The 22,751-nt window shown below is 63.2% G+C and carries 28 protein-coding genes; 7 read left to right on the top strand and 21 right to left on the bottom strand.

Annotation, left to right across the window (positions count from 1 at the left end):
- Positions 1-203: 203 nt before the first annotated feature.
- Positions 204-761 (bottom strand): GNAT family N-acetyltransferase, encoded by a 558-nt coding sequence (locus DMX11_RS15860; protein ID WP_110745354.1) that lies wholly within the window; start codon positions 759-761, stop codon positions 204-206.
- Between the two features lie 453 nt (positions 762-1,214).
- On the opposite strand from DMX11_RS15860, the gene DMX11_RS15855 reads away from it, so the two are divergent.
- Positions 1,215-1,583 (top strand): hypothetical protein, encoded by a 369-nt coding sequence (locus tag DMX11_RS15855; protein WP_110745353.1) that lies wholly within the window; start codon positions 1,215-1,217, stop codon positions 1,581-1,583.
- 177 nt (positions 1,584-1,760) lie between these two features.
- Positions 1,761-2,069, top strand: coding sequence for a hypothetical protein (locus DMX11_RS15850; RefSeq protein WP_110745352.1), 309 nt, complete (start codon positions 1,761-1,763; stop codon positions 2,067-2,069).
- Positions 2,070-2,134: 65 nt separating this feature from the next.
- On the opposite strand, the gene DMX11_RS15845 is transcribed toward DMX11_RS15850, so the two are convergent.
- The 3 genes from DMX11_RS15845 to DMX11_RS15835 form a co-directional block, all read right to left on the bottom strand.
- Positions 2,135-2,350 carry a hypothetical protein gene (locus DMX11_RS15845; protein WP_110745351.1) on the bottom strand — a complete coding sequence of 72 codons (216 nt, stop codon included), beginning with the start codon at positions 2,348-2,350 and terminating at the stop codon, positions 2,135-2,137.
- 158 nt (positions 2,351-2,508) lie between these two features.
- Positions 2,509-2,721, bottom strand: coding sequence for a hypothetical protein (locus tag DMX11_RS15840; protein ID WP_110745350.1), 213 nt, complete (start codon positions 2,719-2,721; stop codon positions 2,509-2,511).
- 97 nt (positions 2,722-2,818) lie between these two features.
- On the bottom strand, positions 2,819-3,133 hold the full coding sequence (locus tag DMX11_RS15835; RefSeq protein ID WP_110745349.1) for a hypothetical protein: 315 nt from the start codon (positions 3,131-3,133) through the stop codon (positions 2,819-2,821).
- Between the two features lie 248 nt (positions 3,134-3,381).
- Between DMX11_RS15835 and DMX11_RS15830 the strand changes: the two genes are divergently transcribed.
- Positions 3,382-3,741: a hypothetical protein gene (locus DMX11_RS15830; protein ID WP_110745348.1), complete on the top strand. Its 360-nt coding sequence runs from the start codon at positions 3,382-3,384 to the stop codon at positions 3,739-3,741.
- A gap of 53 nt (positions 3,742-3,794) precedes the next feature.
- On the opposite strand, the gene DMX11_RS15825 is transcribed toward DMX11_RS15830, so the two are convergent.
- Together DMX11_RS15825 and DMX11_RS15820 are read right to left on the bottom strand one after the other, a co-directional pair.
- The gene (locus DMX11_RS15825; RefSeq protein ID WP_110745358.1) at positions 3,795-5,030 is read right to left on the bottom strand and encodes an NADH:flavin oxidoreductase/NADH oxidase family protein; all 1,236 of its coding nucleotides are present in this window, start codon (positions 5,028-5,030) and stop codon (positions 3,795-3,797) included.
- A 131-nt stretch (positions 5,031-5,161) separates the two neighbouring features.
- On the bottom strand, positions 5,162-5,362 hold the full coding sequence (locus tag DMX11_RS15820) for a hypothetical protein (RefSeq protein WP_110745347.1): 201 nt from the start codon (positions 5,360-5,362) through the stop codon (positions 5,162-5,164).
- 388 nt (positions 5,363-5,750) lie between these two features.
- On the opposite strand from DMX11_RS15820, the gene DMX11_RS15815 reads away from it, so the two are divergent.
- Positions 5,751-6,551 carry a lipopolysaccharide biosynthesis protein gene (locus tag DMX11_RS15815; protein ID WP_110745346.1) on the top strand — a complete coding sequence of 267 codons (801 nt, stop codon included), beginning with the start codon at positions 5,751-5,753 and terminating at the stop codon, positions 6,549-6,551.
- A 71-nt stretch (positions 6,552-6,622) separates the two neighbouring features.
- Positions 6,623-7,123, top strand: a complete 501-nt coding sequence (locus DMX11_RS15810) for a methylated-DNA--[protein]-cysteine S-methyltransferase (protein ID WP_110745357.1) — start codon at positions 6,623-6,625, stop codon at positions 7,121-7,123.
- A 4-nt stretch (positions 7,124-7,127) separates the two neighbouring features.
- Here the strand turns inward: DMX11_RS15810 and DMX11_RS15805 are convergent, their stop codons facing one another.
- The 3 genes from DMX11_RS15805 to DMX11_RS15795 all read right to left on the bottom strand — a co-directional run bounded on the left by DMX11_RS15805 (position 7,128) and on the right by DMX11_RS15795 (position 8,701).
- On the bottom strand, positions 7,128-7,370 hold the full coding sequence (locus DMX11_RS15805) for a hypothetical protein (RefSeq protein ID WP_110745345.1): 243 nt from the start codon (positions 7,368-7,370) through the stop codon (positions 7,128-7,130).
- Complete coding sequence (locus tag DMX11_RS15800) at positions 7,367-8,110, bottom strand: carbon-nitrogen hydrolase family protein (RefSeq protein WP_110745344.1); 744 nt, start codon at positions 8,108-8,110, stop codon at positions 7,367-7,369. The genes DMX11_RS15805 and DMX11_RS15800 overlap by 4 nt, the downstream gene beginning before the upstream one ends.
- Before the next feature lie 75 nt (positions 8,111-8,185).
- Positions 8,186-8,701 carry a DUF3016 domain-containing protein gene (locus DMX11_RS15795; RefSeq protein ID WP_110745343.1) on the bottom strand — a complete coding sequence of 172 codons (516 nt, stop codon included), beginning with the start codon at positions 8,699-8,701 and terminating at the stop codon, positions 8,186-8,188.
- A 75-nt stretch (positions 8,702-8,776) separates the two neighbouring features.
- Between DMX11_RS15795 and DMX11_RS15790 the strand changes: the two genes are divergently transcribed.
- A complete protein-coding gene (locus DMX11_RS15790) occupies positions 8,777-9,502 on the top strand; it encodes a metallophosphoesterase (protein ID WP_110745342.1) in 726 nt (241 codons plus the stop codon).
- Here DMX11_RS15790 and DMX11_RS15785 read toward each other — a convergent pair.
- Both DMX11_RS15785 and DMX11_RS15780 read right to left on the bottom strand, forming a co-directional pair.
- On the bottom strand, positions 9,450-10,064 hold the full coding sequence (locus tag DMX11_RS15785; RefSeq protein WP_110745341.1) for a LysE family translocator: 615 nt from the start codon (positions 10,062-10,064) through the stop codon (positions 9,450-9,452). The genes DMX11_RS15790 and DMX11_RS15785 overlap by 53 nt on opposite strands.
- 96 nt (positions 10,065-10,160) lie before the next feature.
- Positions 10,161-10,976 carry an AraC family transcriptional regulator gene (locus DMX11_RS15780; RefSeq protein WP_110745356.1) on the bottom strand — a complete coding sequence of 272 codons (816 nt, stop codon included), beginning with the start codon at positions 10,974-10,976 and terminating at the stop codon, positions 10,161-10,163.
- Positions 10,977-11,106: 130 nt separating this feature from the next.
- Here DMX11_RS15780 and DMX11_RS15775 point away from each other — a divergent pair, with 130 nt between their 5' ends.
- Complete coding sequence (locus tag DMX11_RS15775; protein ID WP_110745340.1) at positions 11,107-11,730, top strand: LysE family translocator; 624 nt, start codon at positions 11,107-11,109, stop codon at positions 11,728-11,730.
- On the opposite strand, the gene DMX11_RS15770 is transcribed toward DMX11_RS15775, so the two are convergent.
- The 10 genes from DMX11_RS15770 to DMX11_RS15725 all read right to left on the bottom strand — a co-directional run bounded on the left by DMX11_RS15770 (position 11,727) and on the right by DMX11_RS15725 (position 22,728).
- The gene (locus DMX11_RS15770) at positions 11,727-14,231 is read right to left on the bottom strand and encodes an autotransporter outer membrane beta-barrel domain-containing protein (RefSeq protein ID WP_110745339.1); all 2,505 of its coding nucleotides are present in this window, start codon (positions 14,229-14,231) and stop codon (positions 11,727-11,729) included. The genes DMX11_RS15775 and DMX11_RS15770 overlap by 4 nt on opposite strands.
- Before the next feature lie 112 nt (positions 14,232-14,343).
- Positions 14,344-14,619 (bottom strand): peptidylprolyl isomerase, encoded by a 276-nt coding sequence (locus tag DMX11_RS15765; protein WP_009686637.1) that lies wholly within the window; start codon positions 14,617-14,619, stop codon positions 14,344-14,346.
- A gap of 155 nt (positions 14,620-14,774) precedes the next feature.
- Positions 14,775-15,254, bottom strand: a complete 480-nt coding sequence (gene eco, locus DMX11_RS15760; protein ID WP_110745338.1) for a serine protease inhibitor ecotin — start codon at positions 15,252-15,254, stop codon at positions 14,775-14,777.
- A gap of 55 nt (positions 15,255-15,309) precedes the next feature.
- Positions 15,310-16,080 (bottom strand): 3-hydroxybutyrate dehydrogenase, encoded by a 771-nt coding sequence (hbdH, locus tag DMX11_RS15755; RefSeq protein WP_110745337.1) that lies wholly within the window; start codon positions 16,078-16,080, stop codon positions 15,310-15,312.
- A 109-nt stretch (positions 16,081-16,189) separates the two neighbouring features.
- A complete protein-coding gene (locus tag DMX11_RS15750; protein ID WP_110745336.1) occupies positions 16,190-17,206 on the bottom strand; it encodes an ABC transporter permease in 1,017 nt (338 codons plus the stop codon).
- Entirely contained in the window at positions 17,206-18,264 is a 1,059-nt protein-coding gene (locus tag DMX11_RS15745) for a microcin C ABC transporter permease YejB (protein ID WP_110745335.1), read from the bottom strand. Before DMX11_RS15745 ends, DMX11_RS15750 begins: the two co-directional genes overlap by 1 nt.
- Positions 18,261-20,186, bottom strand: coding sequence for an extracellular solute-binding protein (locus DMX11_RS15740; protein WP_110745334.1), 1,926 nt, complete (start codon positions 20,184-20,186; stop codon positions 18,261-18,263). The genes DMX11_RS15745 and DMX11_RS15740 overlap by 4 nt, the downstream gene beginning before the upstream one ends.
- A 13-nt stretch (positions 20,187-20,199) precedes the next feature.
- Complete coding sequence (locus tag DMX11_RS15735; RefSeq protein WP_110745333.1) at positions 20,200-20,481, bottom strand: peptidylprolyl isomerase; 282 nt, start codon at positions 20,479-20,481, stop codon at positions 20,200-20,202.
- A 79-nt stretch (positions 20,482-20,560) separates the two neighbouring features.
- Positions 20,561-21,622, bottom strand: coding sequence for a 3-deoxy-7-phosphoheptulonate synthase (locus DMX11_RS15730; protein ID WP_110745332.1), 1,062 nt, complete (start codon positions 21,620-21,622; stop codon positions 20,561-20,563).
- A gap of 554 nt (positions 21,623-22,176) precedes the next feature.
- Positions 22,177-22,728, bottom strand: a complete 552-nt coding sequence (locus tag DMX11_RS15725) for a YbhB/YbcL family Raf kinase inhibitor-like protein (protein ID WP_110745331.1) — start codon at positions 22,726-22,728, stop codon at positions 22,177-22,179.
- Positions 22,729-22,751 lie beyond the last annotated feature (23 nt).

Genomic DNA, 22,751 nt, shown 5'->3' with positions numbered 1-22,751 from the left:
CCAAAGCCTTCGCGCGCAAACCTCACAGGAATAATTGGCCCGAAATAGACGTAGGAGCGAGCGCAGCTCGCGATGCGCCGCGCGGGCGGCGCTCGATCTCATAGGCGCAGACGATCTTATGGCGAACTGGCCGCTATGGGTCGATAACCGTTCACGACAGGCCGCTTTCGACCCATAGCTCCCGATACCCGAACCGATGAGAACTAATGGCTGACTATCGACCGGCCAAGCCACTCAGCGCGTGTCATCTCCCAAATTTCGACGCGCATCAGCCCACAGACAAATTCACCATCTCGTACGCTCACCAAGCGCATACCCTCAGACGCTGAGACCCTGCGGGAGGCGTGGTTGGCGACCGCTTTAGGCACCTGCATGACCGGGCGCGACAATGTCTCGAACCAATACGCGTTGATGATCCTGCATGCTTCACGCATATAGCCTTTCCCCCACCACTGCGGGGCAAGCCAGAAGCCTCTGTTGTTACCAGGCTGTTCAAACAAACTGATGCTGCCAATGGTGCGCTCGGCATTGGTACGCAGGCGGATCATCCAATGCCATTCACGGCCCGCTGCCATGGCCGGCAGGGCGACATCGCGGACATAAGCAAGCGCTCCATCTTCTGGATACGGCCAGGGGACCCGACGATCCAGATAACGGACTACCTCCCATTGGGGAAACAACGCCTGGATGATGGGTGCATCCTGCAATTGGAGTGGCGTGAGAACAAGACGATCGGTGAACAGCGTCGGCAGGCAATCCATGGCATTTGTTCCTGGGCATCCTTGTGGGTGGATTTAGAGGGTCTGCGATGGATTCGTCTGTGTCCAGCGTTCTCTTACGGAGCGATTTTGGCAGCGCTGGAACGGTTATTGCTGCGACCCTGGGAAACAGACCGAGCGGAGTACGCAGCAATGACCCAGGATGACCGCTACTACATGATCTTCAGCGTGGTTGCCGTACTGGCACTGGATTTGGCAGCTACCTTTGTGTTTCTCAATTTCATCGGCTAACCCCGGTTATGGGGAAAGCCCCGCGGCATCGGGGGCACTGGCACTGTCAGTTCTGCGCCAGAAACATGACGCGAAACCTATATAGCCAACCGAGCTAATGGGCGGTTGTGATTGGGCAGTAATATAGGCCTACGAAAACTCAAAAAGGGCAGGTTATGTGGCAATCCTTTGCCGGACTTCGAGGGGGCGTAAGGAGTGTGTCGCGTGAATAGCTCAAGATCGCTTGCACGTGCAATACTGGTGTCGGGGTTCGTCATGTTGTTCATGGCGGGCTGCGCGCATGATCCTGATGTGCGTGGCAGCCATGACAACACCTCTGGCACTACCGCGAAAAGCCCACCCGCGTACCTGGGGTGTGTAAAAAGCGAACTTCCAGGCCATGTGAAAACTTACGAAGTCGAGGGTGAAAACTCGGTCAGGCTGTTCATCGAGAGTACCGACCCTGACCAGGCTGACGGGCTTGTCGATTTACGCAGCACGGGTACCCGCCAACAGTTCTCGGCCTATCAGCGTGATGCGTGGTATGACCATGGCAGGTTGCTGGATGCCGCACTGATGTGCTCAAAAGCATGATGGTCCAGCCTTGAAGCACAAAAAGCCCGCTGTCGAGAGCGGGCTTTTTGTAGGCAGTTGAGTGACAGCCAATTGTGCACCCCGGCACTGGGGTTTTGCATTTGCCGACTTCGCCCGCAATAATCCGCACATTTGGATGGAGAACAGCGGGTGGAAGCGAGAAGCGTTGTTGCCGAAATGTTTATCGGGATGCCGACGCATTTCTGGGTGCTGCCGGTTGCTGGCCTGGTCGCCTTCTATGGCCTGACGTTGTCTGCAAGGTTCCGCAGCCGCGCCACCTTGCTGCAAGCCTCTACGTACCTGTTGCTGGTGGCGCTGGCTGTGTTGCCCAACGGCCTCTATGCCTTGGTTCCGCCAGCGCCCGATCCAGACGTGCTGTTGAATCACGCACCGTTGCCCAACTATGCAGGGCGCTTTTATCTGGATGCGTTCTATGTATTCAGCGGCTGGGCGCTGAGCAAGGTCGTGAAGCTCAAGTTCAGCTAAGGCAAGGCATCTGCCCGGCGTATGGGGGATGTGCCCCATACCGGGTAGATCAGCGCTGTCGGGGATCAGACACCGTCGATGTCGTCGATGCGTGCGGCGACGGTGCGTAACTCGTCCGCAACCCCATCGATTGACTTGATGTGCGCCGTGACGTCGATTTGACGTTGTGAACTTCCGCGGGCCTCCATGAATTTGGCATGGCCGCTCATGGCCTGGCTGAGCTGTTCCAGGTGGTCAGCAGTCTTCACCAGGTCCGACTTGATGCTGTGAAGCGTTTCCATGGTGCTAAAGGCCTTCCTTGATAGTTGCTTCAACGAGGCTGTGAGCATCGCCTCAGGGCAGGTGTGGACGCAACTATTTTGTACAAACCTTCAGCATTGAATAACCCGCAGCGAAGTCATTGGCGATGCCCCCTATCGGCGGGGCTCTGCCCCAGCATTCAAGGGAGCGGGTCAGGGGAAATGTCATTGCCCAGCACAGCGGTAACAGAGTGGCTGCCATCAATCGCCAGCAATCCAACGCTTGGCTTCGCTTGCGTTTTCACTTCGGCTACGGGCATGTTGTCAAGCCCTCTGAACACCGTGACGTCACCCACTGTTGCGAGACTGTCGTTGTTATAAAAAAAGCGCGTCATCTTGGGTTCAATACTCATGCGCGGGATCCTGTGCAGGTCAGTGGTGCTACCACTTTCTCAGGCGCTTCGAGTCTACGCTACTGGCAGAAATATCAGGTGGCCGTGTCACCCAGGCTCAGGCCTCGTCCAGCAGTCGCTCTGGGCTGAAGAAAAACGAGGCGACCATCACCGCGCTGATGACACCCAAGGCATCGGCAAGGAACAGCCGCAGGGCATTGGTATCGCCAGGCACCAGGTGCTTGCCCAACGCAAAGTCCACGCCATGCGGGAACCCGGCAATCAGCAGCAACATGGCGGCCAGCAGGACTGAGAGCAGCTTCATGTAGGTGCTGCCGAATGCCAGGGAAAAGGCCCAGAACACGAAGATGCAGCACACGGCAAGGCCGGTGGCGGTTGCATATTGGGCGAGTAGTTCCAGCCACCACAGCATGGGATTCTCCTGGGAAACGAGCGCGCGGGTCGATGAAGTCACCAGGCTGGCCAGCCAGTGCCTGGAGCTGTTGCTAATCAGAAACAGGGCAGCTTCATTTCGTTCCCAAGGTTGAACCAAATAATGGCTGTTTCAGGGTTGTAGTGAACTCGCCGCAGTGTCGTCAGGTGGTCGTTTTCATGTGAATTGCGCGCAAAGGTTGCAGTAAGACATTGGTGGATTAGAAACTTGGCGCAACCCCCGCTAGAATGCAGCCTGTTCTTGACGGCCAATTGCAAATGTCTATTTTTCGTATCTGGATTGCTTCTGCACTCATTACCAGCCTTGCCGGCTGCGCAACCCCAGGCAAACCTACTGCCAGCAAGCTGACCAAAAAGTCACCCCAGCAGTACGCCGCCTGTGTCCTGCCAAAATGGCAGGCGCTGGCCCCCCAGGCCACGCAAAAGTCGATTGCCCACGGCTATCGGCTGACTGCCTCCAGTGCCGTGGCAAGTGATGATGTGCTGGACGTGGTCGACGCTCGCGAGGGCAGCCGCGCGACGTTCTACAAGGGCAGCTTCCTGTCTGGCGACAAACTGCGCCAGGCTGCCAAGGAATGCCTGGACTGAGGCAGGCGGGGATTGCGTCGCGATCGGGGCGCAGAGCGCCCCGGCGTTTCTATTCAACCGACTCGGCTTTTCATCCTGTGCCTGTACTGCCTTACCCGCAGCCAGGTGCAAGTCTGCTCTAGCAGCAAGGCCCGCACGGGCGACGCCTGCGCCTTGGGCCTGTTGCCTGCGGCCAGCCGGCGCATGTGCAGCTTCACCAGGGCCATGTAGGCCAGGGCAGCCAGCGCCTTGCGTTTCCAGCGAATGGGTTGCAGCCCAGCGCTGGCGGTGGTCTCGCCATTGTGCCAGCGCCGGGGCAGGGCAGGCTCGACAGCCAGTGCCGTGGCCATGCCGGCCATGGCCACGCCGCTCGCGAGCACCTGTTCGACCACCGCCAGGCGGCGAATACCGCCGGTGACCATGACCGGCATCCTGGCGATGGCGGCGATTTCCCGGGCAAACTCCAGGAAGTAGGCTTCGCGCGCCAAGGTGCGGCCATCGCGGGCCTCGCCCTGCATGGCCGGTGCTTCGTAGCTGCCGCCTGAAAGCTCCACCAGGTCCACCGGCAACTCATTCAGCCACAGCACCACCTGGCGCGCATCCGCCGGTTCGAAGCCACCACGCTGAAAGTCTGCCGAATTCAGCTTCACTGCCACGCCAAAACCGGGTGACACCACCTTGCGGACGGCCCTGACCACTTCCAGCAGTAATCGTGCGCGGTTTTCCAGGCTGCCACCCCAGCGGTCCTGGCGCTGGTTGCTCAAGGGCGACAGGAACTGGCTCAGCAGGTAGCCGTGCGCGGCATGGATCTGCACACCACTGAAGCCGGCCTGTTCGGCCAGTGCCGCGGTCTGCGCGAAGCGCTGGATCACGGCTGAGATCTCGACCTCGTTCAGCGCCCTGGGCCGCGGGAACAGCCTGGACAAGCCGCCCATATCGAGGGCAACGGCCGATGGCGCCACGGTGGGCTGGCCAAGGTTGGCCTGCATCTGCCGCCCTGGGTGGTTGATCTGCATCCAGAACTGCGCGCCGTGGGTCCGGCCTATCCGCGCCCAGTCGCGAAAACGCTGCAGCGGTTGGCTGGCGTCGAGCACCACCCCGCCAGGGCCAGTCATGGCACTGGGGTCGACCATCACGTTGCCGGTCAGCAACAGCCCGGCACCGCCTTCGGCCCAGGCCTGGTAAAGGCGCAACAGTTGGTCGGAAGGGGTCTGGTCCGGGGCGGCCAGGTTCTCTTCCATCGCAGCCTTGGCGATGCGGTTGGGGATGATACTGCCATTGGGCAGGTGCAGCGGCTGAAACGGCGTCATGGCGATCTCCGGAAAAGGGCTGCCACGCATTGCGTGGGCCAGGTTCAGGAGAAGGCTAAGCTTGAAGTCAACTTCAAGGTCAATAGGAAAATGAACCGTGGCGCTCATCGTGTGGGCGCTCCGACGGTTGATCACCTGTCCCGTCTGTTCATCTGCTCACACTGTACCTGCGCATCCGTCCGGCTCGGATAGCTGGGCTTGAGTCGTTCCTTGGCTTGATTGTCATAGATGTCGAACCCGCCACAGACGGTAGCGGCGTAATAACGGCTGCCGATGCGGAACGAGTCCTTTTCGATCGGCACAGCGGGAACGATAACGAATCTTGGTTGCATGTTTCGTGCCTCCCCAGGCAGAGATTTAAGTATTAGTCTCACCCTGGGTAGGCATCAAGCAGGCTCATGAATAAATGACGGTCGTCGACAGGCGGGGCCGCTCGGGGGCGCTGGAAAAAACGGGCTGCCAGCGGCCGTCCGTCGCCTGGCTGGGGATTGTCGGCATACCTGACCCACAGTGACAGGAACAACCCATGGCGCGGGTGGTCTGTTTTGACGAGGCGCATTTGCACCCGCCCACATCGGGCTGAGCAGCAGCCCCAAAAGCCCGCCGATCAAGGACTTGGCGGTTGACTAACGTTCAGCCAGGTAAAGTTGGGTAAAAGCGGCCACGGCATATACACGGATCAGTATTGTGGTTTGTACTGTCCTGTTGAAGATGCCATTGATGAACACACTTCCGTCGCAGCCACGTGCTGAACGCGGGGCGTTCTCCAGTTTCGAGGCGTGTCGCAATACTCAGCAGGGCCCCGTGGTCATACTGGCCTCGGGCGCTTCTGCCAAGCATTTCCCACTGCGCGAATTCGCGCATCTGCCCATCATCGCCATGAATGGCTCGGTCGCCATGACCGCCGAACATGGCATCAAGCCGTTCTTCTACGTTTGCACCGACAAGAGCTTCCGCGAACAACAGCCGGCCCTGTTCGCCACTGCCGTGCGCGACAGCGAACGCCTGGCACTGTGGCCCGAGCAGTACGCGGGTATCGATGTGCCAGCAGCCACTGAGTGTTACGCCTTGCACAAGGCCGACACGCCGGGCCTGCTGGACGGTTTGCGCGGCCATGGTGACAGTTGCGTCTGCAACCGCGCACTGTGGAGCAAGCGCAGCCGCTCGATTGCCTTCAGCAAGGACCTGGCCCAGGGTTTCTTCGATGCCCGCACGGTGGCATATGTGGCCTTGCAGCTGGCTTATCACCTGGGCTACGAAGAGGTGTTACTGGTGGGTGTAGACCTTGACCAGAGTGTCGGGCGCTTCTATGAAAACGGCCAGGGTCAAGGCTCGCCCTGCGGGCTTGACCAGCACTGGGACAGCCGGATCCTGCCTTCGCTGACGCTGATGGCCCGCGAGGTAGTCAACGAGCACTTCCATGTCTACAACCTGTCGGCGACCTCGCGCATTCCCGCCGAGTTGATCCCCAAGGTCAACCTGAGCCAGGCGCGACGCATCGCCGGCTGCGCGATGGGTTGAGCAAGAAAGCGGATGCAGGAAAGACTGTGGATGCGTACAGTGGGTTCATCGCAACCTGCGGGAGCCCGCCGATGTCCAGCGCATTCACCTTCATGCAATCACCGGTCGGTACGCTGACCCTGGTGGCCCGCGGCAATTGCCTGGCTGCCGTACTGTGGCAGGAGGAGCGGGAAAACCGCGTGCGCCTGGGCGCGCTGCACCGTGACGACGGGTGCCCGGTACTGCTGGAAACTACTCGCCAACTGAGTGAATACTTCGCCGGCAAGCGCCAGCGTTTCGAGCTGCCACTGGACTTTGCCGGCACCGGCTTCCAGCGCCAGGTGTGGGCCGCGCTGCTGGCGATACCCTTTGGCGAAACCCGTAGCTATGGCGACATCGCCCGGCAGATCGGCAACCCCAGCGCGGTACGTGCGGTGGGCGCTGCCAATGGCCGCAACCCGATCTCGATCATCGCACCCTGCCACCGTGTCATCGGCGCGTCGGGCAGCCTGACCGGCTTTGCCGGTGGCCTGGCGGCCAAGCAGTACCTGCTGGCGCTGGAGGGCCGGCAAAGCCTGGCACTGGACCTGTAAGCCGTCAGCCGAACCCGCTGGCGAGCAGGCAGGCCACGATCGCCAGCGCCGAGCCTGCCATCAGGGTGTATTGCCGGTGGGCCCGCTTGGCATGGGCACTGACTTCGCGCAGGTATTCGCCAGGCGTGGGCGCATCGGGCCGGTGGCGCAAGCCATCGGCCACATCGGCCAGTTGCCCCTGAATGATCAAGCCGACCAGGTAGTAGGTACAGGCATAACTGAGCAACGCCAGAATCAGATAGATCATGCCGGGTGCGGGGCCAGGGGCACGGCCACTGCGCTGGCAGCGGTGGTGTCGAGTATGACCAGCCCTTCATTCTGGTCATCCAGGCTGGCCAGCAACCGGCCCTGGCTGTCCCAGGCCGCCGAGCCGCCCGCGCCAATGAACGTGTCGGCCGGCCCCACGCAGTTGGCCATCAGTACCGGCATGCCCAGCTCGCGCGCCACCTCGGGGTAATGCGCATATCCCTCGTGTATGCCCTTGGCGGTTTTTGCCACGCTGACCAGGTACAGGTCGGCGCCATGTTCATGCGCCGCAGCAGCATGCGCCATGAACATGGATTCGTAGCAGATGGCAGGTGCGATGCGGTGCTGGCCCACGGTCAGCAGCAAGGCTTGGTTACCAGGGGTGAACCAAGGCAACTCATCGTCATGCAGGCGCCGCTTGGTATAGGCCTGCCGCGGCGCGCCGGGGCTGAATATCGGCATGCCGATACGTATGCCGTCGAGTGATGGCAGTGGCAGGCCCACCGCAATGGTGATGCCCAGGCGATCACAGGCTGCCTGCAACGTGTCCAGACGTGTGGACGTGATCGGCAACGCGACCTGGCGCGCGATGCCTGGTTCATAACCGGTCAGCGACAATTCTGGGAACACCACCAGTGCGGCACCCAGTGCTGCTGCCTGCTCGACGCAAGCCAGATGGCGCTGCAGGTTGCCAGGCAAGTCGCCTTTGAGCGACGCCAGTTGTACGGCGCAAAGTTTCATGTGGACCATTCCCTGGTACAGGTTGAAGGGCCGAGCATACTATCGGCACCAACACCTGTTCCAGTGAAGGCTTTTTCAGGAAGCCGCGTGGGCACCGAAGCGTTGGCGGAACCAGTCGTCGAGCATGGCCTTTTCCGCGAACAGCCGGTCGCTGCTGCTGGCAGCACGGCCTGGGCGGCTCAGGTACATCTTGTCGCTGACGCGTTCCTCAGCCTGCTGGTCGGGCTTGCCTGGCTGGCTGAGGGTGTAGCTGAGCTCGATGGTCGGCCAGGTGATCTCGCGCATGAAGCGTACATCGTAGGCCTGGCTGTGCCATGGCTCGAAGCGCCCCGCCAGGTCGATGTCGCGGATCACGATGACCAGTCGTTCGTCGGCGGGGAGATAGCGCTGGCCGAGCTTCTGCAGGTATTGGCCAAGGGTTTTCATGACATGGTCGTCGGCGCCGCGCGCGTATCCGTGGCTGTCGAGGCTGGCATCACGGAATTTTTCCGGGTGGTCGAAACGCACCTCGACCTGCGCGGGCGGGGCAGCTTGTGCCATGCTGTCCAGTGACAGCGCCAGGAGCACGGCACATAGGAGGGCGGTACGCATGATGCACCTCCGGGGCAGATTGCGTGAGCCTTCATTTTACCCCTGCCGTGGTGGTGCCAGCAGAGGAAGATTGTAATGGGACGGTTTCAGCGTCTGATGGCCAACCTGCGTGGAAGGGACCTTGCCGTGGGCGATATCCATGGTCACTTCCAGCGCCTGCAGCAATGCCTGGATGCGGTGGGCTTCGATCCGGCCGTAGACCGCCTGTTCAGCGTGGGCGACCTGGTTGACCGTGGGCCCGACAGCGGGGCGGCACTGCAGTGGTTGGCGCAGCCGTGGTTCCACGCCGTGCAAGGAAACCATGAGGCGCTGGCCATTACCCGCGTACGCGGCGGGCGGCTCGACCTGGACATGTACCGCGCCGCAGGGGGCGGATGGTTTCTTGACCTGCCGCGCAGCGTGCAATTGGGTTTCGTCGAGCGCTTCGAGCAGTTGCCGGTTGCGATAGAGGTTGAAAGTGCGGCGGGGCTGGTGGGCCTGCTGCATGCCGACAGCCCGTTTGCCGACTGGGCCGAATTGCGACACTGGCTTGAACTGCATGACGACCCCAAAGTACGGGAAGTGTGCCAGTGGTCGCGACGACGCCTTAAGGTGGAGGATAGCGCGCCGGTGCAGGGGCTGCGCGCCTTGTTGGTTGGCCACACGCCGGTGCGGGAGGCCAAGCTGCTGGGTAACGTCTGGCACCTGGACACCGGTGGCTGGGCCAGCGGGCACTTTACCTTGATGGACATGCGCACCCTGCAGCTGGTCACCCCAGGGCCAGGTGACCCAGCAGCACCACCGCCAACAGCACCAGCATGACCCCGGAGGCCCGCTCCAGCCACGCCAGGCTGCGGGCGAAACGCGTGAGTACCCGCTGGTTGCCGATGGCCATGGCCACCAACAGGTCCCACAGCAGCACGACCCCGAACATCCACAGGGCGTAAGTCGCTTTCCAGGCGGCGCTGGCGCTGGCGACCATGCTGGCCAGGCTGGCATAGAACAGCGCATTCTTGGGGTTGAGGATGCCGGACAGCAAACCCATGGCCAGGCCTTGCCACCAACCCTGAACCGCTTGCTTGCCGGCGACTGCCCCCAGGCTGGTCTGCCCGGCATGGCGCAGGAACAGCACGCCGATGTACAGCAGGTAAGCGGCGCCGGCCAGTTGCAAGGTGGTGAACAGCAGGCTGCCCTCTTGCAGTACCGACAGGCCGGCAAAGGCCATGGCGATGAACGCGGCATTGGCCAGGGCGATCCCCAGGCAGGCGCCGCTGGCGATACGCCAGCCGCTGTTGACCGAGGTGCGTGCGACCAGGAAAAAGTCCGGGCCTGGCGAGAGCAGGGCGAGGAAGTGGGCGAGGGCGATGATCAGGAACTGTTGCATGGGCCGGGCTGCTCTGCGGGAAAACCGCAGTCTGCTGCCCGGCCGGTTGGGTGTATTGAAGAAAATTGCATGGGGTTGCGCGGCGGCTGCGCAGCCCTATCGAGGTAAACCCCGATACTGCCCCGGCGTTACGCCCACATGCGCCTTGAACACCCGCTGGAAATGGCTCTGGTCGGCGAACCCGAGCTGGCAGGCCACATCCGCCAGGGCCTGCCCCTCACCCAGCAGCTGCCGACCACGGTTGATCCGCGCGTTCAGGAGAAAGGCATGCGGGGTAAATCCGGTGGCTGCACGAAACGCACGGATCAGCTGATAACGTCCAAGCCCGGCGCCCCGCGCCAAAAGCTCCAGGCTGAGCTGCGCCGGGTCCTGGCCTTCGAGCCGCGCGATCATCCCGCTCAAGGCCGTCGCCGCCAAAGCCGGCGCAGCCGGCAGCGGCGGCTGCGCGAAATAGTCCAAATCCCCTAGAAAGGCAATCAGCGCGGCGTCTTTCTCACTGTGGCTGGCGCCGGAAAACAGCAAGCTGTTCAGCTCACAGAACTGCCGGTACACGCCGGGCTCCCGGCAGACACGCGCTGGCTCGCCCGCCCCGGCACCGCGCAACCCCGACTCCAGGCGCAATTGCGTCAGCCACGCGGCATCCACATGCAGCATCTGATAGCTCCACGCGTGCCCGGGGGCAGGGTTGCAGGCGTGCACACGGTGAGCCGGAACCAGCACCAGGGTGCCGGGTGTCAAGCGCTCCTGCCCGTCGCCCGCACCGCTGAAATGGCTCAGGCCAGCGTCCACCGCGCCGATGGAAAACGTTGGGTGGCTGTGGGCCTTGTAGCAGGCGCGGCTGTGGCAGGCGCGGCGGCTTTCGACATGTGGCAGGGCTGGGTCACGCCAAAGCAAGGCATGGGAGCGGGGCATCATAGGGTCCTCAGTGGCGGTGCCAGCGTAACAGCTACCAGGTACCCGTACAGTTTTTGTCGCTGGCTGTAGCTTGACCCCATGGCCCGGCAACGCCGAAATAGACGCCTGTTGCACGAGGAAAACAACAATGGACCTTTCAAGCCTGCTGCTTTTCATCCCTGCCTGCTTTGCCCTGAACATGGCGCCGGGGCCGAACAACCTGCTGTCGCTGCACAACGCCAGCCGCTACGGCCTACGTACCGCCTGCGTGGCCGGTGGCGGGCGCATCCTGGCCTTCAGCGGCATGATTGCCCTGGCGGCCATGGGCCTGGCCGTGGTGCTGCACACAAGCGAATACCTGTTCCTGGTCATCAAGGCGGCAGGCGCGGCTTACCTGTTCTATATCGCCTGGCAGCTGTGGCGCGCACCGGTCGGTGAGGCCGTGATCGCAGGTGATCACCCTCGCGGCACCTGGCGCCTGGCACGTCAGGAGTTCTGGGTCGCGGCTGGCAACCCCAAGGCTATCCTGATCTTCACCGCCTTCCTGCCACAGTTCGTTTCGGTCGGCAGTGCCACCCCTGTGGGTGAGCAGTTCCTCTGGCTGGGCGTGCTGTTCCTGTTGCTGGAATGGGCGGCCATCGCTATCTACTCCGGCCTGGGCGCCTACCTGCAGCGCTGGTTCAGCCAGCCTGGCCCACGGCGCATGTTCAACCGGGTCAGCGCCGCCCTGCTGGGCTGCGCTGGCCTCGGTCTGCTGGCAGCGCGTCGCTAGAACTGCCAGCGCAGGCCCAGGTTCACGCCGCTGGCTTCCTGCTGGCGGCTGTCCAGGTTGGCGGTGTGTTGCACGCCGCCATGTAGGCTAAGCGCCGGATTGACCTGCGCCACGACACCGCTTTCCAGTTGCACCGAGGTGTAGCGGTAGTCGGTCTTGATCTTGTCGACGTCATCGAAGGTCAGGGTGTCGCGGCCACCGTCGCCGTGCCACAGGTTGACCTGCGCATAGGGCTGCAACAGGCGGTCGCTGCTCCCTTTGAACGTGCCCTCCAGGCGCATCCCCAGCCGGCCGGTCAGCTCCACCTGCGCATCATGGCTGACGCGCGAGACGCTGTCGTTGGCGCTGTCGAGCGAGACTTTTTGCGCAATCAATTGGGCCTGCGGTTCCAGGCTCCAGCGTTCGGACAAGGCAATGGGGTACCCGGTCTCCAGCGAAGCGGTCCCGGCATGGCCGTCGATGTTCAGCTTGTCGCCCCGCTCGGAGCGTGCCCGGCCGTCGAGGCGGGTGTACTGCACCACGGCATCCAGGTACGCGCCTTGCGGCCCGACCAGCGTCCAGTAGCCACCAACGCTGTCGCCCTCGAGCTTCAGGTCGCCGACACTGCGGTCCTGTACGGCCAGCGCGAACCCTTTGACGTCGGCGTCCAGGCGGCTATGGCTGACATAGAGACCGACGTGCTGGCGATAACCGCTTTCGCCAACCTTGGCATACAGGTCCTGGCCGACCTTGAAGCCGTACAGGTCGCCATCCAGGCTAGGGCTGACTGTGCCGCTCCATTTCTGGCGCAGCGTGCCGCCGTACGCCTGGCCCCAACTGGCGGGCAGAGCGCCTTGGCCTTGCATTAACTGTTGGTCGCCCTGGCGCTGGTGGAACGTGCCCAGTGCCTGGCGGGCGATGATCGCGGCGCCCCTTGGCGCGGCGGCATACACCGGTACTTCAGGGCGATACAGCGGCAGGCTTTCGCCGGGTACCGGAGCCGGCAGGTCGGCCTGGCCGGGTGCCGGTGCAGCGACCGGTGGGGTGACGGCTGGGGCGATGACGGGGGGCTGGCCCGGTTCGGTCGGCTGGGTCGGCTCGCCCGGTTCGGGCACTGGGGCAGGGGCGGGAGTTGCGACCAGGGTCGAGCGCAGGTACCAGCTGTTTTCGCTGCCCGCGGTCACGCCCCCTTTGAACAGCCGGTAGTCGTAGGCCCCAGCCGACAGGGTCTGGGTCTGGACGAAGGCCGTGGCGGTGCTGGTGGCGCCATCACGGGCTTCGACCACCTGGATGCCATTCTGAGCAGTCGCTGCACCAGCGCCATTGAGGTTGTTGATGAGCAGTTGGGTGGTGCCGCCAATGGCACCGCGGCTGACGACCAGGCGGTCGGAGGCGGCGCCATCATCGGCCAGCACGCTGTTCAGGCGCAGGGTGCCGTTGTTGCCGGTGTAGTCGCCCTGGATGTTCAGGCGGCCTTGGGCATCATTGCCGCTGGTAAGGTCGAGCGTGCCAGCGTTGCTGACCGAGACACGCGCCCCCGTGGCGAACGGGGTGATTGCGCCTTGTCGCGAGATGATGGTGCTGCTGGCGTCGATGGCGATACTGCCAGTGCCGCTGTTGCTGTCACCCAGCACCAGCGTGTCATCCAGTGTGAGCCGGCTGCTGTCGTTCAACGCCAGTCGCTCCCAATTCGCATAGCGTGCGCCCCCCGTTGCCTGGCTGGCCGCGAAGGTGAGGCTGTCGTCACCGTCGCCGCCATCGAGGGTGATAGCAAGCGCCTCAGCGTCGAGCCCGTTGAGCAATGCCCTGTCATCACCGGGCCCGGCATCAACTCGCCCGGCGATGCGGCCGCCGTCCCAGCTGAAGCGGTCATCGCCGGTGCTCAGCAACACATCCCCACCTACCTGGCCGCCATGTACCAACACCTGGTCATCGCTGCCGCTGACGCTGATGTTGCCGCCGATGCTGCCGTCGAAGATTTCCACATAGTCTTTGTCGAAGGCGGTGATGACGTTCCGGTCCACGCTGCCGCCCCGCATGATGAAGGTGTTCTCGTCGAGGCGCATGTTGACGTTGCCGATTCGACCGCCGTCCATTTCGGCATGGTCGCCGCTGTCGAACGTACCTTTGATCCAGCCACCGCTCATGTGAAAAGTGTCCAGGCCATCGCCCTGGTTGAGGTTGCCTTCGATGACGCCGCCGCTCATGACGAAATCATCGATACCAGAGCCCTGGTTGACACTGCCACCGACACTGCCGGCGGCCATGTCGATGCTGTCTTTGCCGGCACCGAAGGTGACATCGCCGGCGATTGTTCCGCTACCGGATGCCGGGAACACCAGGCGGTTATCGCCATTGGTATCCACCAGCGAGGGTGCACTGCCGCTGTCACAGGTGTACGTGTCGTTGCCGGCGGTGGGCGTGAAGGTACAGGCCGCTTGAGCGGCAGGCAGGGCCATGCCCAGCAGTGGGAGTGAGCCAAGGGTCAGCATCAGGCGTAGACGCATCGGGAAAGCCTCCATTCTCCAGAGAATCCCGCGCGTCATACAGCGCACGCAGGGTTACCGGGGTTGTATAGAGGTGTGCGTCAAGGCCACAACTGGCAAAAATGTCAGGTGGCACAGGGCCAGTGCGTTAGTCGCGGTAAAAGGTTTGCACCAGGTGGTAGCCGAACTTGCTTTTGATCGGCCCGTGTACCACGCGCAGCGGCTTCTTGAAAATGACCTGGTCGATGGCTCCGACCATCTGCCCGGGGCGGACTTCACCCAGGTCACCACCACGCTTGCCCGAGGGGCAGGTGGAGAACTTTTTCGCCAGCACGTCGAAAGCCTCGCCGTTGGCGATGCGCTGCTTGAGCTTTTCGGCTTCGTCAGCGGTCTTTACCAGGATGTGGCGGGCTTGGGCTTTCATTGGGGTACCTGTGCTTCTTGGGGCAGAAAAGGGGGCATTATGCCTAATCCCGCGCCCAGCGGCATCCCACCGCCAAAGCGCAGGCGTACAACCTGCAATCTCCTGCGGGGCGGGCGTGTCGCGTAGACCCCCGCCGGTCACGGGGGGGCTGCGCGTTACTCTACGTTAGCCTGTTGCACGTCCTGCGACGCCGACCACACGCGATAGCGCACCTCGATGTCCTTGGGCACATACACCACCACGGGCAGCTTGCTGTTGTAACGCAGCATGAAGCCTTCGCCAACCACCGGGACGAAGGCCTTGGACTTCTTGCTGTCCGGGCAGGCCATCAGGGTGCTGACCGGGCCGCTGACCTTGTCCAGGCGGTAGTAGTTGTAGCCCCAGCCTTCCAGTGTACGTTCCTCGAGGCTGCCGCCCAGGCGCTGGCGATTGCAGTCCACCTGCAGGGTCTTGCCAGCGAGGATTTCCAGTTGGTAGGCCGATTCGTCAGCCTGGGCCGGCAGGTGGATGACCTGGCGCGTGAAGCCTTTTTCCGCCTCGGGGTAAGGCGCGACGTCCTTCAGGCTGGCGGCTGAAGCGGGTGCAGCCGCCGCCAGGGTGAGGGCCAGGATCGCGGTGATTGGGGTAGGGCGCATAAGGCCTCCTTGCAGATAAACGAATGCGAAACCACCACCAGGCCCAGGCCGTCCGTCACTGGGCCAACCAGCCACCATCAACGTTCCAGGCAGCGCCGCGAACCTGGCTACCGGCTTCGCTACACAGGAATAATACCAGCTCACCCAAATGTTCAGGGGTGACGAAGGCCAGCGACGGTTGCTTCTCTGCCAGCAGCTCATGCTGAGCTTGCAGGGGGTCGCTACCGTTGGCAGCACGATCGTCAATTTGCTTCTGTACCAGCGGGGTGAGCACCCAGCCCGGGCAAATGGCGTTGCAGGTGACCGGGCTGGCGGCGGTTTCCAGGCCGACCACTTTGGTCAGGCCGACCACGCCATGTTTGGCCGCCACATAAGCCGCTTTGCCGGTCGAGCCGACCAGGCCATGCACCGAGGCGATGTTGATGATGCGACCCCAGTTGCGCGTGCGCATGCCCGGCAGCGCCAGGCGCGTGCCATGGAAAACGGCAGACAGGTTGAGGGCAATGATCTTGTCCCAGCTTTCCACCGGGAATTGCTCGACTGCCGCCACATGCTGGATACCCGCGTTGTTGACCAGGATGTCGACACCACCGAACTCACGCTCGGCCAGGGCGAACAGTGCCTCGATCTGGGCTACATCCGACAGGTCTGCCGGGTGGTGGATCACCTTCACCCCGTGCCGGGCGATGTCGGCCAGCGCCGCTGCCGGGTCGCCAAAGCCATTGAGTACGATGTTGGCGCCAGCCCGGGCCAGGACCAGGGCGATACCCAGGCCGATACCGCTGGTGGAACCGGTGACGAGTGCAGTCTTGCCGTTGAGGGTCATGCAATGCTCCTTGGACAATGCCTGTGGCGTAGAACGTGGCGATGACCACGCACACTGCCAGGGTCTTGATCAGGGTAAAACCAAAATGCACGGTGCAGCGCCTGCATCCTCATCCTCGAGGGTCAAACGCTTCACGCAGGGCATCCCCGATGAACACCAGCAGTGACAGGATCAGCGCCAGTGCAAAAAACGCGGTAAAACCCAGCCAGGGCGCTTCCAGGTGCTGCTTGCCCTGGGTCACCAGTTCACCCAGCGAGGCGCTGCCGGCCGGCATCCCGAAACCAAGAAAGTCCAGCGCGGTAAGCGTGGTAATCGCACCCGTGAGCATGAACGGCACATACGTCAGCGTGGCATTCAGGGCATTGGGCAAGATGTGCCGCAGCATCACCTGGCTGTCCGGCAAGCCTAGCGCCCTGGCCGCTTTCACATACTCCAGGTTGCGCCCACGAAGGAACTCGGCACGCACCACATCGACCAGGCTCAGCCACGAGAACAGCGCCATGATCCCCAACAGCCACCAGAAATCCGGCTCGACGAAGCCGCTGAGGATGATCAGCAGGTACAGCACCGGCAACCCCGACCACACCTCCAGCAAGCGTTGACCGAGCAGATCGACCCAGCCGCCGTGGTAGCCCTGCAGGGCACCCGCCGTTACGCCGATGAGCACGCTGACCACGGTCAAGGCGAAGGCGAACAGCAATGACACCCGCGTGCCATACAGCACCCGCGCCAGCACATCGCGGCCCTGGTCGTCGGTGCCCAGCCAGTTGCTGGCGCTGGGCGGGCTGGGCGTGGGCACTTGCAGGTCGTAGTTGGGGGTGTCGGCGCTGAACGGGATGGGGGCGAACAGCATCCAGCCGCCCTGGCCCTCGATCAGCTGGCGGACATAGGTGCTGCGGTAGTCTGGCTGGAAGGGCAGCTGGCCGCCAAACTGCTGTTCGGTATAACGCTTGAGCGCAGGCACATACAGTGCTCCGTTGTAGCTCAGCAACAGCGGCTTGTCGCTGGCCACCAGCTCGGCGCCCATGCTCAGCACCAGCAACCCGGCAAACAGCCACAGCGACACCCAGCCAAGGCGGTTGCGACGGAACCGTTGCAGGCGGCGGCGCGAGACAGGCGAAAGCATCAGTGCGCCCTCGTGTCGAAGTCGATGCGCGGGTCCAGCAGGGTGTACGACAGGTCACCGATCAGGCGGATCAGCAAACCTGCCAGGGTGAAGATGAACAAGGTGCCGAACACCACCGGGTAATCCCGCGATACGGCGGCGTCGTAGCTCATCCGGCCCAGCCCATCCAGCGAGAAGATCACCTCGATCAGCAACGAACCGGCGAAAAACACCGTGATCAGTGCCTGCGGCAGCCCGGCCACCACCAGCAGCATGGCGTTGCGCAGGACGTGGCCATACAACACCCGGCGCTCGCTGAGCCCCTTCGCCCGGGCGGTGACCACGTACTGGCGGGAAATTTCGTCGAGGAAGGCATTCTTGGTCAGCAGGGTGAGGGTGGCGAAGCCGCCGATCACCAATGCCCCGACCGGCAGGACCAGGTGCCAGAAATAGTCGGCGACCTTGCCCAGCAGGCTTAGCTCGTCGAAATTGTCCGAGATCAGGCCGCGTACCGGGAACCAGTTCAGCGAAGTGCCGCCGGCGAACAGCACGATCAACAGCAGGGCGAACAGGAACGAGGGCAAGGCGTAGCCGATCACGATCAATGCACTGCTCCAGGCATCGAAGCGGCTGCCATGGCGCACGGCCTTGCGGATGCCGAGCGGGATCGACACCAGGTACGTGATCAGCGTGGCCCAGAAACCCAGTGACAGGGTCACCGGCAACTTGTCGAGGATCAGGTCGGTGACCTTGGCGCCGCGGAAGAAGCTGTTGCCGAAGTCCAGCCGGGCGTACTGGCCGAGCATCAGCCACAGGCGTTCAGGGGCGGATTTGTCAAAACCGTACTGGCGCTTGATCTCTTCGATCAGTTTCGGGTCCAGCCCACGGGTGGCACGCGATTCGCCATGGACTACCTCGGCCCGTACCCCCGGCGCGCCCCCGCCGATGCCTTGCAGGCGCGCCACGGCTTGTTCGACCGGGCCGCCCGGCGCAGCCTGGACAATGGCAAAATTGACCAGCAGGATCGCCAGCAAGGTCGGGATGATCAACAGCAGGCGGCGCAGCAGGTAGCTGGTCATGGGGCTGATTTCCGGCGTTCGGCCATTTGCTCATTGGTCAGCGCCGCAGGGCTGACCTCCCACCAGGTGTCCAGGCCTTCGTCATAGGCGGGTTGGACCTTGGGCAGGCCGAAGCGGTTCCACCAGACGGTGGAACTGCCCGGCGGGTAGTAGTTGGGGATCCAGTAGTAGTTCCATTGCAGGACCCGGTCCAGCGCATGGGCATGGTCCAGCATGTCGGCCTCGGTACTGGCACGGACCAGGCCGTCGATCAGGCGGTCCACGGCCGGGTCCTGCAGCACCATCAGGTTGTTCGAGCCGGGGTCGCGGGCGGCTGCCGAGCCAAAGTAGTTGTACAGCTCGGCACCCGGCGACAGGGTGACCGGGTAGCCGGTGACGATCATGTCGTAATCGCGGGCCATCAGCCGGTTGACGTACTGCGCCGAGTCGACATTGCGGATATTCAGGGTCACGCCGATCTGTGCCAGGTTGCGCTTCCACGGCAGCAGCAGGCGCTCCATGCCGGCCTGGCCATTGAGGAAGGTGAACGCCAGCGGCGCGCCTTCACTGTTGACCAGGCGGTCGCCATCGGGGTGCCAGCCAGCTTGTTCGAGCAGGGCCAGGGCCTGCAACTGCTGCTTACGGATGATCCCCGAGCCATCGGTGACCGGGGCCGTGAACACACGGTTGAAGACTTCCTCGGGCACTTTGCCACGCAGCGGTTCGAGCAGCTTCAGTTCGCCCTCATCCGGCAGCTTGCGAGCGGCCAGCGGCGTATTGGAGAACACGCTTTGCTGGCGAATGTACAGGTTGCGCATCATCTGCCGGTTGCTCCACTCATAGTCCCAGAGCATGCCCAGCGCCTGACGCACGCGGCGGTCCTTGAACTGCGGCTGGTCGAGGTTGAACACAAAGCCCTGGGCCACCTGTGGCTTGGCCGGGCCCAGGTGGGCGCGTTGCAAGCGGCCGTCGTCCAGTTGTGCGCCGTTGTAGCCCAGGGTGTAGGCGGTGGCGGAGAACTCGCGGTTGTAGTCGTAACCACCGCCCTTGAGCACCTGACGGGCCACTTCGGTGTCGCCGAAATACTCGATGCGCAGCTTGGCGAAATTGTAACGACCGCGGCTGGCCGGTAGATCACGCGCCCACCAGGTGGGGTCGCGCTCAAAGGTGATGCTGCGGCCGTTGTCGATCCGACCGATGCGGTAAGGCCCACTGCCGACCGGCTTGTCAAACCCGCCACCGTTGGCGAAGTCGCGCTGCTGCCAGTCGTGCTCGGGCAGCACCGGCAGGCTGGCAAGGTCCAGTGCCAGCGTGCGACCGTGCTCGGGCCTGAAGTCGAAACGCACGCTGTGCGGGCTTTCTACGGTCACCCCGGTGACGTCGGCGAACTGGGTGCGAAACTTGAGGCTGCCCTTGCTCATCAGCAGTTCATAGGTAAAGCGCACGTCCTGCGCGCGCACGGGCTTGCCGTCGGCGAACGTGGCGCGCGGGTCGATGTCGAAACGCAGCCACGCATCTTCAGGGCCGCGCTCCATGCGGCGGGCGATCAGGCCGTAGACGGTGTAAGGCTCGTCGAATGAACGCACCGCCAGCGGCGCGTATAGCAAGCCATCCACCTCGCTGACGCCGATGCCTTTATCGATGTACGGCAGGACATGGTCGAACTGCCCGATCTCGATGGCCGAGCGGCGCAGGATGCCGCCTTTGGGGGCGTCAGGGTTGACGTAGTCGAAATGCTGGAAACTGGCGGAATAGCGGGGAGCTTCGCCGTAGACGGTGAGGGCGTGGCTGGGGGCAGCGTGGGTGTAGAAGGCAAAGCAAAGCAGGGAAAAGCAGCACAATACCCGTGAGAGCGGGCTTGCCCGCGAATGCGTCAACTCAGACAAAGAAGTCGTCTGGTCTGGCCTGATCGCGGCCATGCCCGCTCCCACAGGGGATTTCATCGGCTGCGAGGGCTTAGTCCTGGCGGCTGGTCACTTCCAGCAGGTGGTAGCCGAACTGGGTCTTCACCGGGCCCTGCACGGTGTTGACCGGGGCGCTGAACACCACGGTGTCGAACTCCTTGACCATCTGGCCGGGGCCGAACGAGCCCAGGTCACCGCCCTGGCGGCTGGATGGGCAGGTGGAGTTGGCTTTGGCGACTTCGCCGAAGTCGGCGCCTGCTTCGATCTGGGCTTTCAGTTCGTTGCACTTGTCTTCGCTGGCAACGAGGATGTGGCGGGCGGTTGCACGGGCCATGGGTACTGCTCCTTGGGGTAAAAACGCAAGCCTAGCGCACTTGTCCGGGGTCTGTCTCGCCAGGCTTGCAACCATCGGCTTACAGTTTTTGTGCCGCTTCGCGCAACAGGGTTTCGGTCGTCGCCCAGCCCAGGCAGCCGTCGGTGATCGATACGCCGTACTTCAACGCGCCCTTGCCCAGCGCCTGGCAACCGTCGAACAGGTGCCCCTCGATCATTACCCCTACCAGGGAGCGGTCGCCAGCCAGTCGCTGTTCCAGCACCTCGGTGAACACTGCAGGCTGGCGTGCCGGGTCCTTGTTGCTGTTGGCGTGGCTGCAGTCGACCATGATCCGGGCCTGCAAACCGGCCTTGGCCAGCGCCTGGCGGGCCATGGCGATGCTGGTGGCATCGTAGTTCGGGCCCTTGTGGCCGCCGCGCAGCACCAGGTGGGTGTCTGGGTTGCCCAGGGTTTCGATGATTGCCGGGTGGCCCTGCGCATCCATACCGAAGTGGCGGTGCGGGTGCGCGGCGCTGCGTATGGCGTCGCTGGCGATGGCAATGCCGCCGTCGGTGCCGTTCTTGAAGCCGACCGGCAGTTCCAGGCCGCTGACCATTTCGCGGTGGATTTGCGATTCGGTCGTGCGTGCGCCGATCGCGGCCCAGGCCAGCAGGTCATCGAAGTAACCGGCAGCTACCGGTTGCAGCAGCTCGGTGGCGATTGGCAGGCCGCGCTCGATCATGCTCAGCATCAGCCCTCGAGACAGGGCGATACCTGAATGCATGTCATCGCTGCCATCCAGATGCGGGTCGTAGGCCAGGCCTTTCCAGCCTACCGTGGTACGCGGTTTTTCGACGTAGGCGCGCATCACCAGCAGCAGTTTGTCATCGACTTCACGGCTGAGGGCGGCCAGGCGGTCGGCGTATTCCAGGGCCGAGCGTGGGTCGTGGATCGAGCACGGGCCGACGATGACCAGCAAACGCTGATCGCGACCTTCGAGGATGTCGCGGATGGCTTGGCGGTGGGCTTGGACTTGCTGGGCGAGTTCGCTGGGCAGCGGCATTTGCTGCTTGAGCAGGTGCGGGCTGGGCAGGCGCTTGCTGACGGTGGTATTGGCCGCTTGCGGCTGGGTCAGGGGCAGGGCGAGGCTGGAAGCTTGCATGGCGTTTTTCCCTGGGCGGACGGCGGGTTCTGGCCCGCACGGTCGGCCCTATCGAGGTGTTCGACAGATCGTTGAGTGCGTATCGGCTGCTGCATTGCCACCGGTGGAAGACCGATCGGAGGCGGCAGGCTGGCCCGAACGGGATTGGCTAAATCGCCAGGCATAGGTGTTTGCGTCGTAATAAGTGGCGTAGTTCATCAATCTGTCCTCAATGTGAATCGGTGTTGTTCAAAGGCCGGAAAAGCAAAACCCCCGGTCGGGGAGCCGACCGGGGGTTTGAGTATTCTCATGTTCGGCGGCCCCTCGAAGGTGGGCGCCGGATGGGTATCGGCGCCTAGTGGCTAAACCAATACCCAAAGTAATAGCTGGCAGGTGCCACGCAGCCGGCAACAGCCAGCACAGGACGCAGGTGGCGACCGGTGTTGTTGGCGTGGTTGCAGGTGTGTTTCGGCATGTTGCTCTCCAGTGAATGAGCCCGAGCTTACTTCAGTTGGTACGGGCCATTCAATGGATAAATGCGATGGGGTGAATCATTTATTTTTGTACTAGTTGGTTCAATGGCCGTAGCGCCCGACCAGGCTCTGAGCGCCCAGCGCGTGGCCTTGCAGCAACTGCAGCAGGCCACTGCGGTCCAGGCCCTCCGGCAGCGTACCCAGCGGCAGGTCGGTGGCGATCAGGGTCAGTGCGTAGTGGTGCGGGTTGTCGCCGGCGGGCGGGCAGGGGCCACGGTAGCTCAGGGTGCCACGCGAGTTGCGGCCTACAGTCACGTACTGCCCGCTAAGCCCGGCCGCCCCCTCCTTGAGCCCTTCGTGCTCCGGGTCGATGTTGTAGGCGAGCCAGTGCACCACGCCGAGCCCCTTGCTACCGTCCGGATCGAACATGATCAGTGCCAGCGACCGGGTATCCTCGGGCAGGTTGTCCCAGCTCAGTTGTGGAGTACGTTCTTCGCCAGCACCGCAGGCCGGGTCCAGGCCGACCTGTTGCAGGGCAATGACCCCGCCATCGGTGAACGATGAGGAGCTTATCGACAACGCGCCTTGGTTGCTGCCGGCGGCCAGCGCAGTGCACGGCAGCAGGGCCGCGAGCAGCCAGGGTGTGAGGTTCATGGCGAATCCTTGGCAGGGCGATG

Source organism: Pseudomonas sp. LB-090624 (assembly GCF_003205205.1).
Taxonomy (GTDB): Bacteria; Pseudomonadota; Gammaproteobacteria; order Pseudomonadales; family Pseudomonadaceae; genus Aquipseudomonas.
This window is presented reverse-complemented; position numbering and strand designations above follow the sequence as displayed.

Coding starts and splice junctions, on each gene's coding strand:
- DMX11_RS15860 (WP_110745354.1), bottom strand. CDS start 761: ATGGATTGCCTGCCGACGCTGTTCACCGATCGTCTTGTTCTCACGCCA.
- DMX11_RS15850 (WP_110745352.1), top strand. CDS start 1,761: ATGTTTATCGGGATGCCGACGCATTTCTGGGTGCTGCCGGTTGCTGGC.
- DMX11_RS15845 (WP_110745351.1), bottom strand. CDS start 2,350: ATGGAAACGCTTCACAGCATCAAGTCGGACCTGGTGAAGACTGCTGAC.
- DMX11_RS15840 (WP_110745350.1), bottom strand. CDS start 2,721: ATGAGTATTGAACCCAAGATGACGCGCTTTTTTTATAACAACGACAGT.
- DMX11_RS15835 (WP_110745349.1), bottom strand. CDS start 3,133: ATGCTGTGGTGGCTGGAACTACTCGCCCAATATGCAACCGCCACCGGC.
- DMX11_RS15830 (WP_110745348.1), top strand. CDS start 3,382: ATGCAGCCTGTTCTTGACGGCCAATTGCAAATGTCTATTTTTCGTATC.
- DMX11_RS15825 (WP_110745358.1), bottom strand. CDS start 5,030: ATGACGCCGTTTCAGCCGCTGCACCTGCCCAATGGCAGTATCATCCCC.
- DMX11_RS15820 (WP_110745347.1), bottom strand. CDS start 5,362: ATGCAACCAAGATTCGTTATCGTTCCCGCTGTGCCGATCGAAAAGGAC.
- DMX11_RS15815 (WP_110745346.1), top strand. CDS start 5,751: ATGAACACACTTCCGTCGCAGCCACGTGCTGAACGCGGGGCGTTCTCC.
- DMX11_RS15810 (WP_110745357.1), top strand. CDS start 6,623: ATGTCCAGCGCATTCACCTTCATGCAATCACCGGTCGGTACGCTGACC.
- DMX11_RS15805 (WP_110745345.1), bottom strand. CDS start 7,370: ATGATCTATCTGATTCTGGCGTTGCTCAGTTATGCCTGTACCTACTAC.
- DMX11_RS15800 (WP_110745344.1), bottom strand. CDS start 8,110: ATGAAACTTTGCGCCGTACAACTGGCGTCGCTCAAAGGCGACTTGCCT.
- DMX11_RS15795 (WP_110745343.1), bottom strand. CDS start 8,701: ATGCGTACCGCCCTCCTATGTGCCGTGCTCCTGGCGCTGTCACTGGAC.
- DMX11_RS15790 (WP_110745342.1), top strand. CDS start 8,777: ATGGGACGGTTTCAGCGTCTGATGGCCAACCTGCGTGGAAGGGACCTT.
- DMX11_RS15785 (WP_110745341.1), bottom strand. CDS start 10,064: ATGCAACAGTTCCTGATCATCGCCCTCGCCCACTTCCTCGCCCTGCTC.
- DMX11_RS15780 (WP_110745356.1), bottom strand. CDS start 10,976: ATGCCCCGCTCCCATGCCTTGCTTTGGCGTGACCCAGCCCTGCCACAT.
- DMX11_RS15775 (WP_110745340.1), top strand. CDS start 11,107: ATGGACCTTTCAAGCCTGCTGCTTTTCATCCCTGCCTGCTTTGCCCTG.
- DMX11_RS15770 (WP_110745339.1), bottom strand. CDS start 14,231: ATGGAGGCTTTCCCGATGCGTCTACGCCTGATGCTGACCCTTGGCTCA.
- DMX11_RS15765 (WP_009686637.1), bottom strand. CDS start 14,619: ATGAAAGCCCAAGCCCGCCACATCCTGGTAAAGACCGCTGACGAAGCC.
- eco (WP_110745338.1), bottom strand. CDS start 15,254: ATGCGCCCTACCCCAATCACCGCGATCCTGGCCCTCACCCTGGCGGCG.
- hbdH (WP_110745337.1), bottom strand. CDS start 16,080: ATGACCCTCAACGGCAAGACTGCACTCGTCACCGGTTCCACCAGCGGT.
- DMX11_RS15750 (WP_110745336.1), bottom strand. CDS start 17,206: ATGCTTTCGCCTGTCTCGCGCCGCCGCCTGCAACGGTTCCGTCGCAAC.
- DMX11_RS15745 (WP_110745335.1), bottom strand. CDS start 18,264: ATGACCAGCTACCTGCTGCGCCGCCTGCTGTTGATCATCCCGACCTTG.
- DMX11_RS15740 (WP_110745334.1), bottom strand. CDS start 20,186: ATGAAATCCCCTGTGGGAGCGGGCATGGCCGCGATCAGGCCAGACCAG.
- DMX11_RS15735 (WP_110745333.1), bottom strand. CDS start 20,481: ATGGCCCGTGCAACCGCCCGCCACATCCTCGTTGCCAGCGAAGACAAG.
- DMX11_RS15730 (WP_110745332.1), bottom strand. CDS start 21,622: ATGCAAGCTTCCAGCCTCGCCCTGCCCCTGACCCAGCCGCAAGCGGCC.
- DMX11_RS15725 (WP_110745331.1), bottom strand. CDS start 22,728: ATGAACCTCACACCCTGGCTGCTCGCGGCCCTGCTGCCGTGCACTGCG.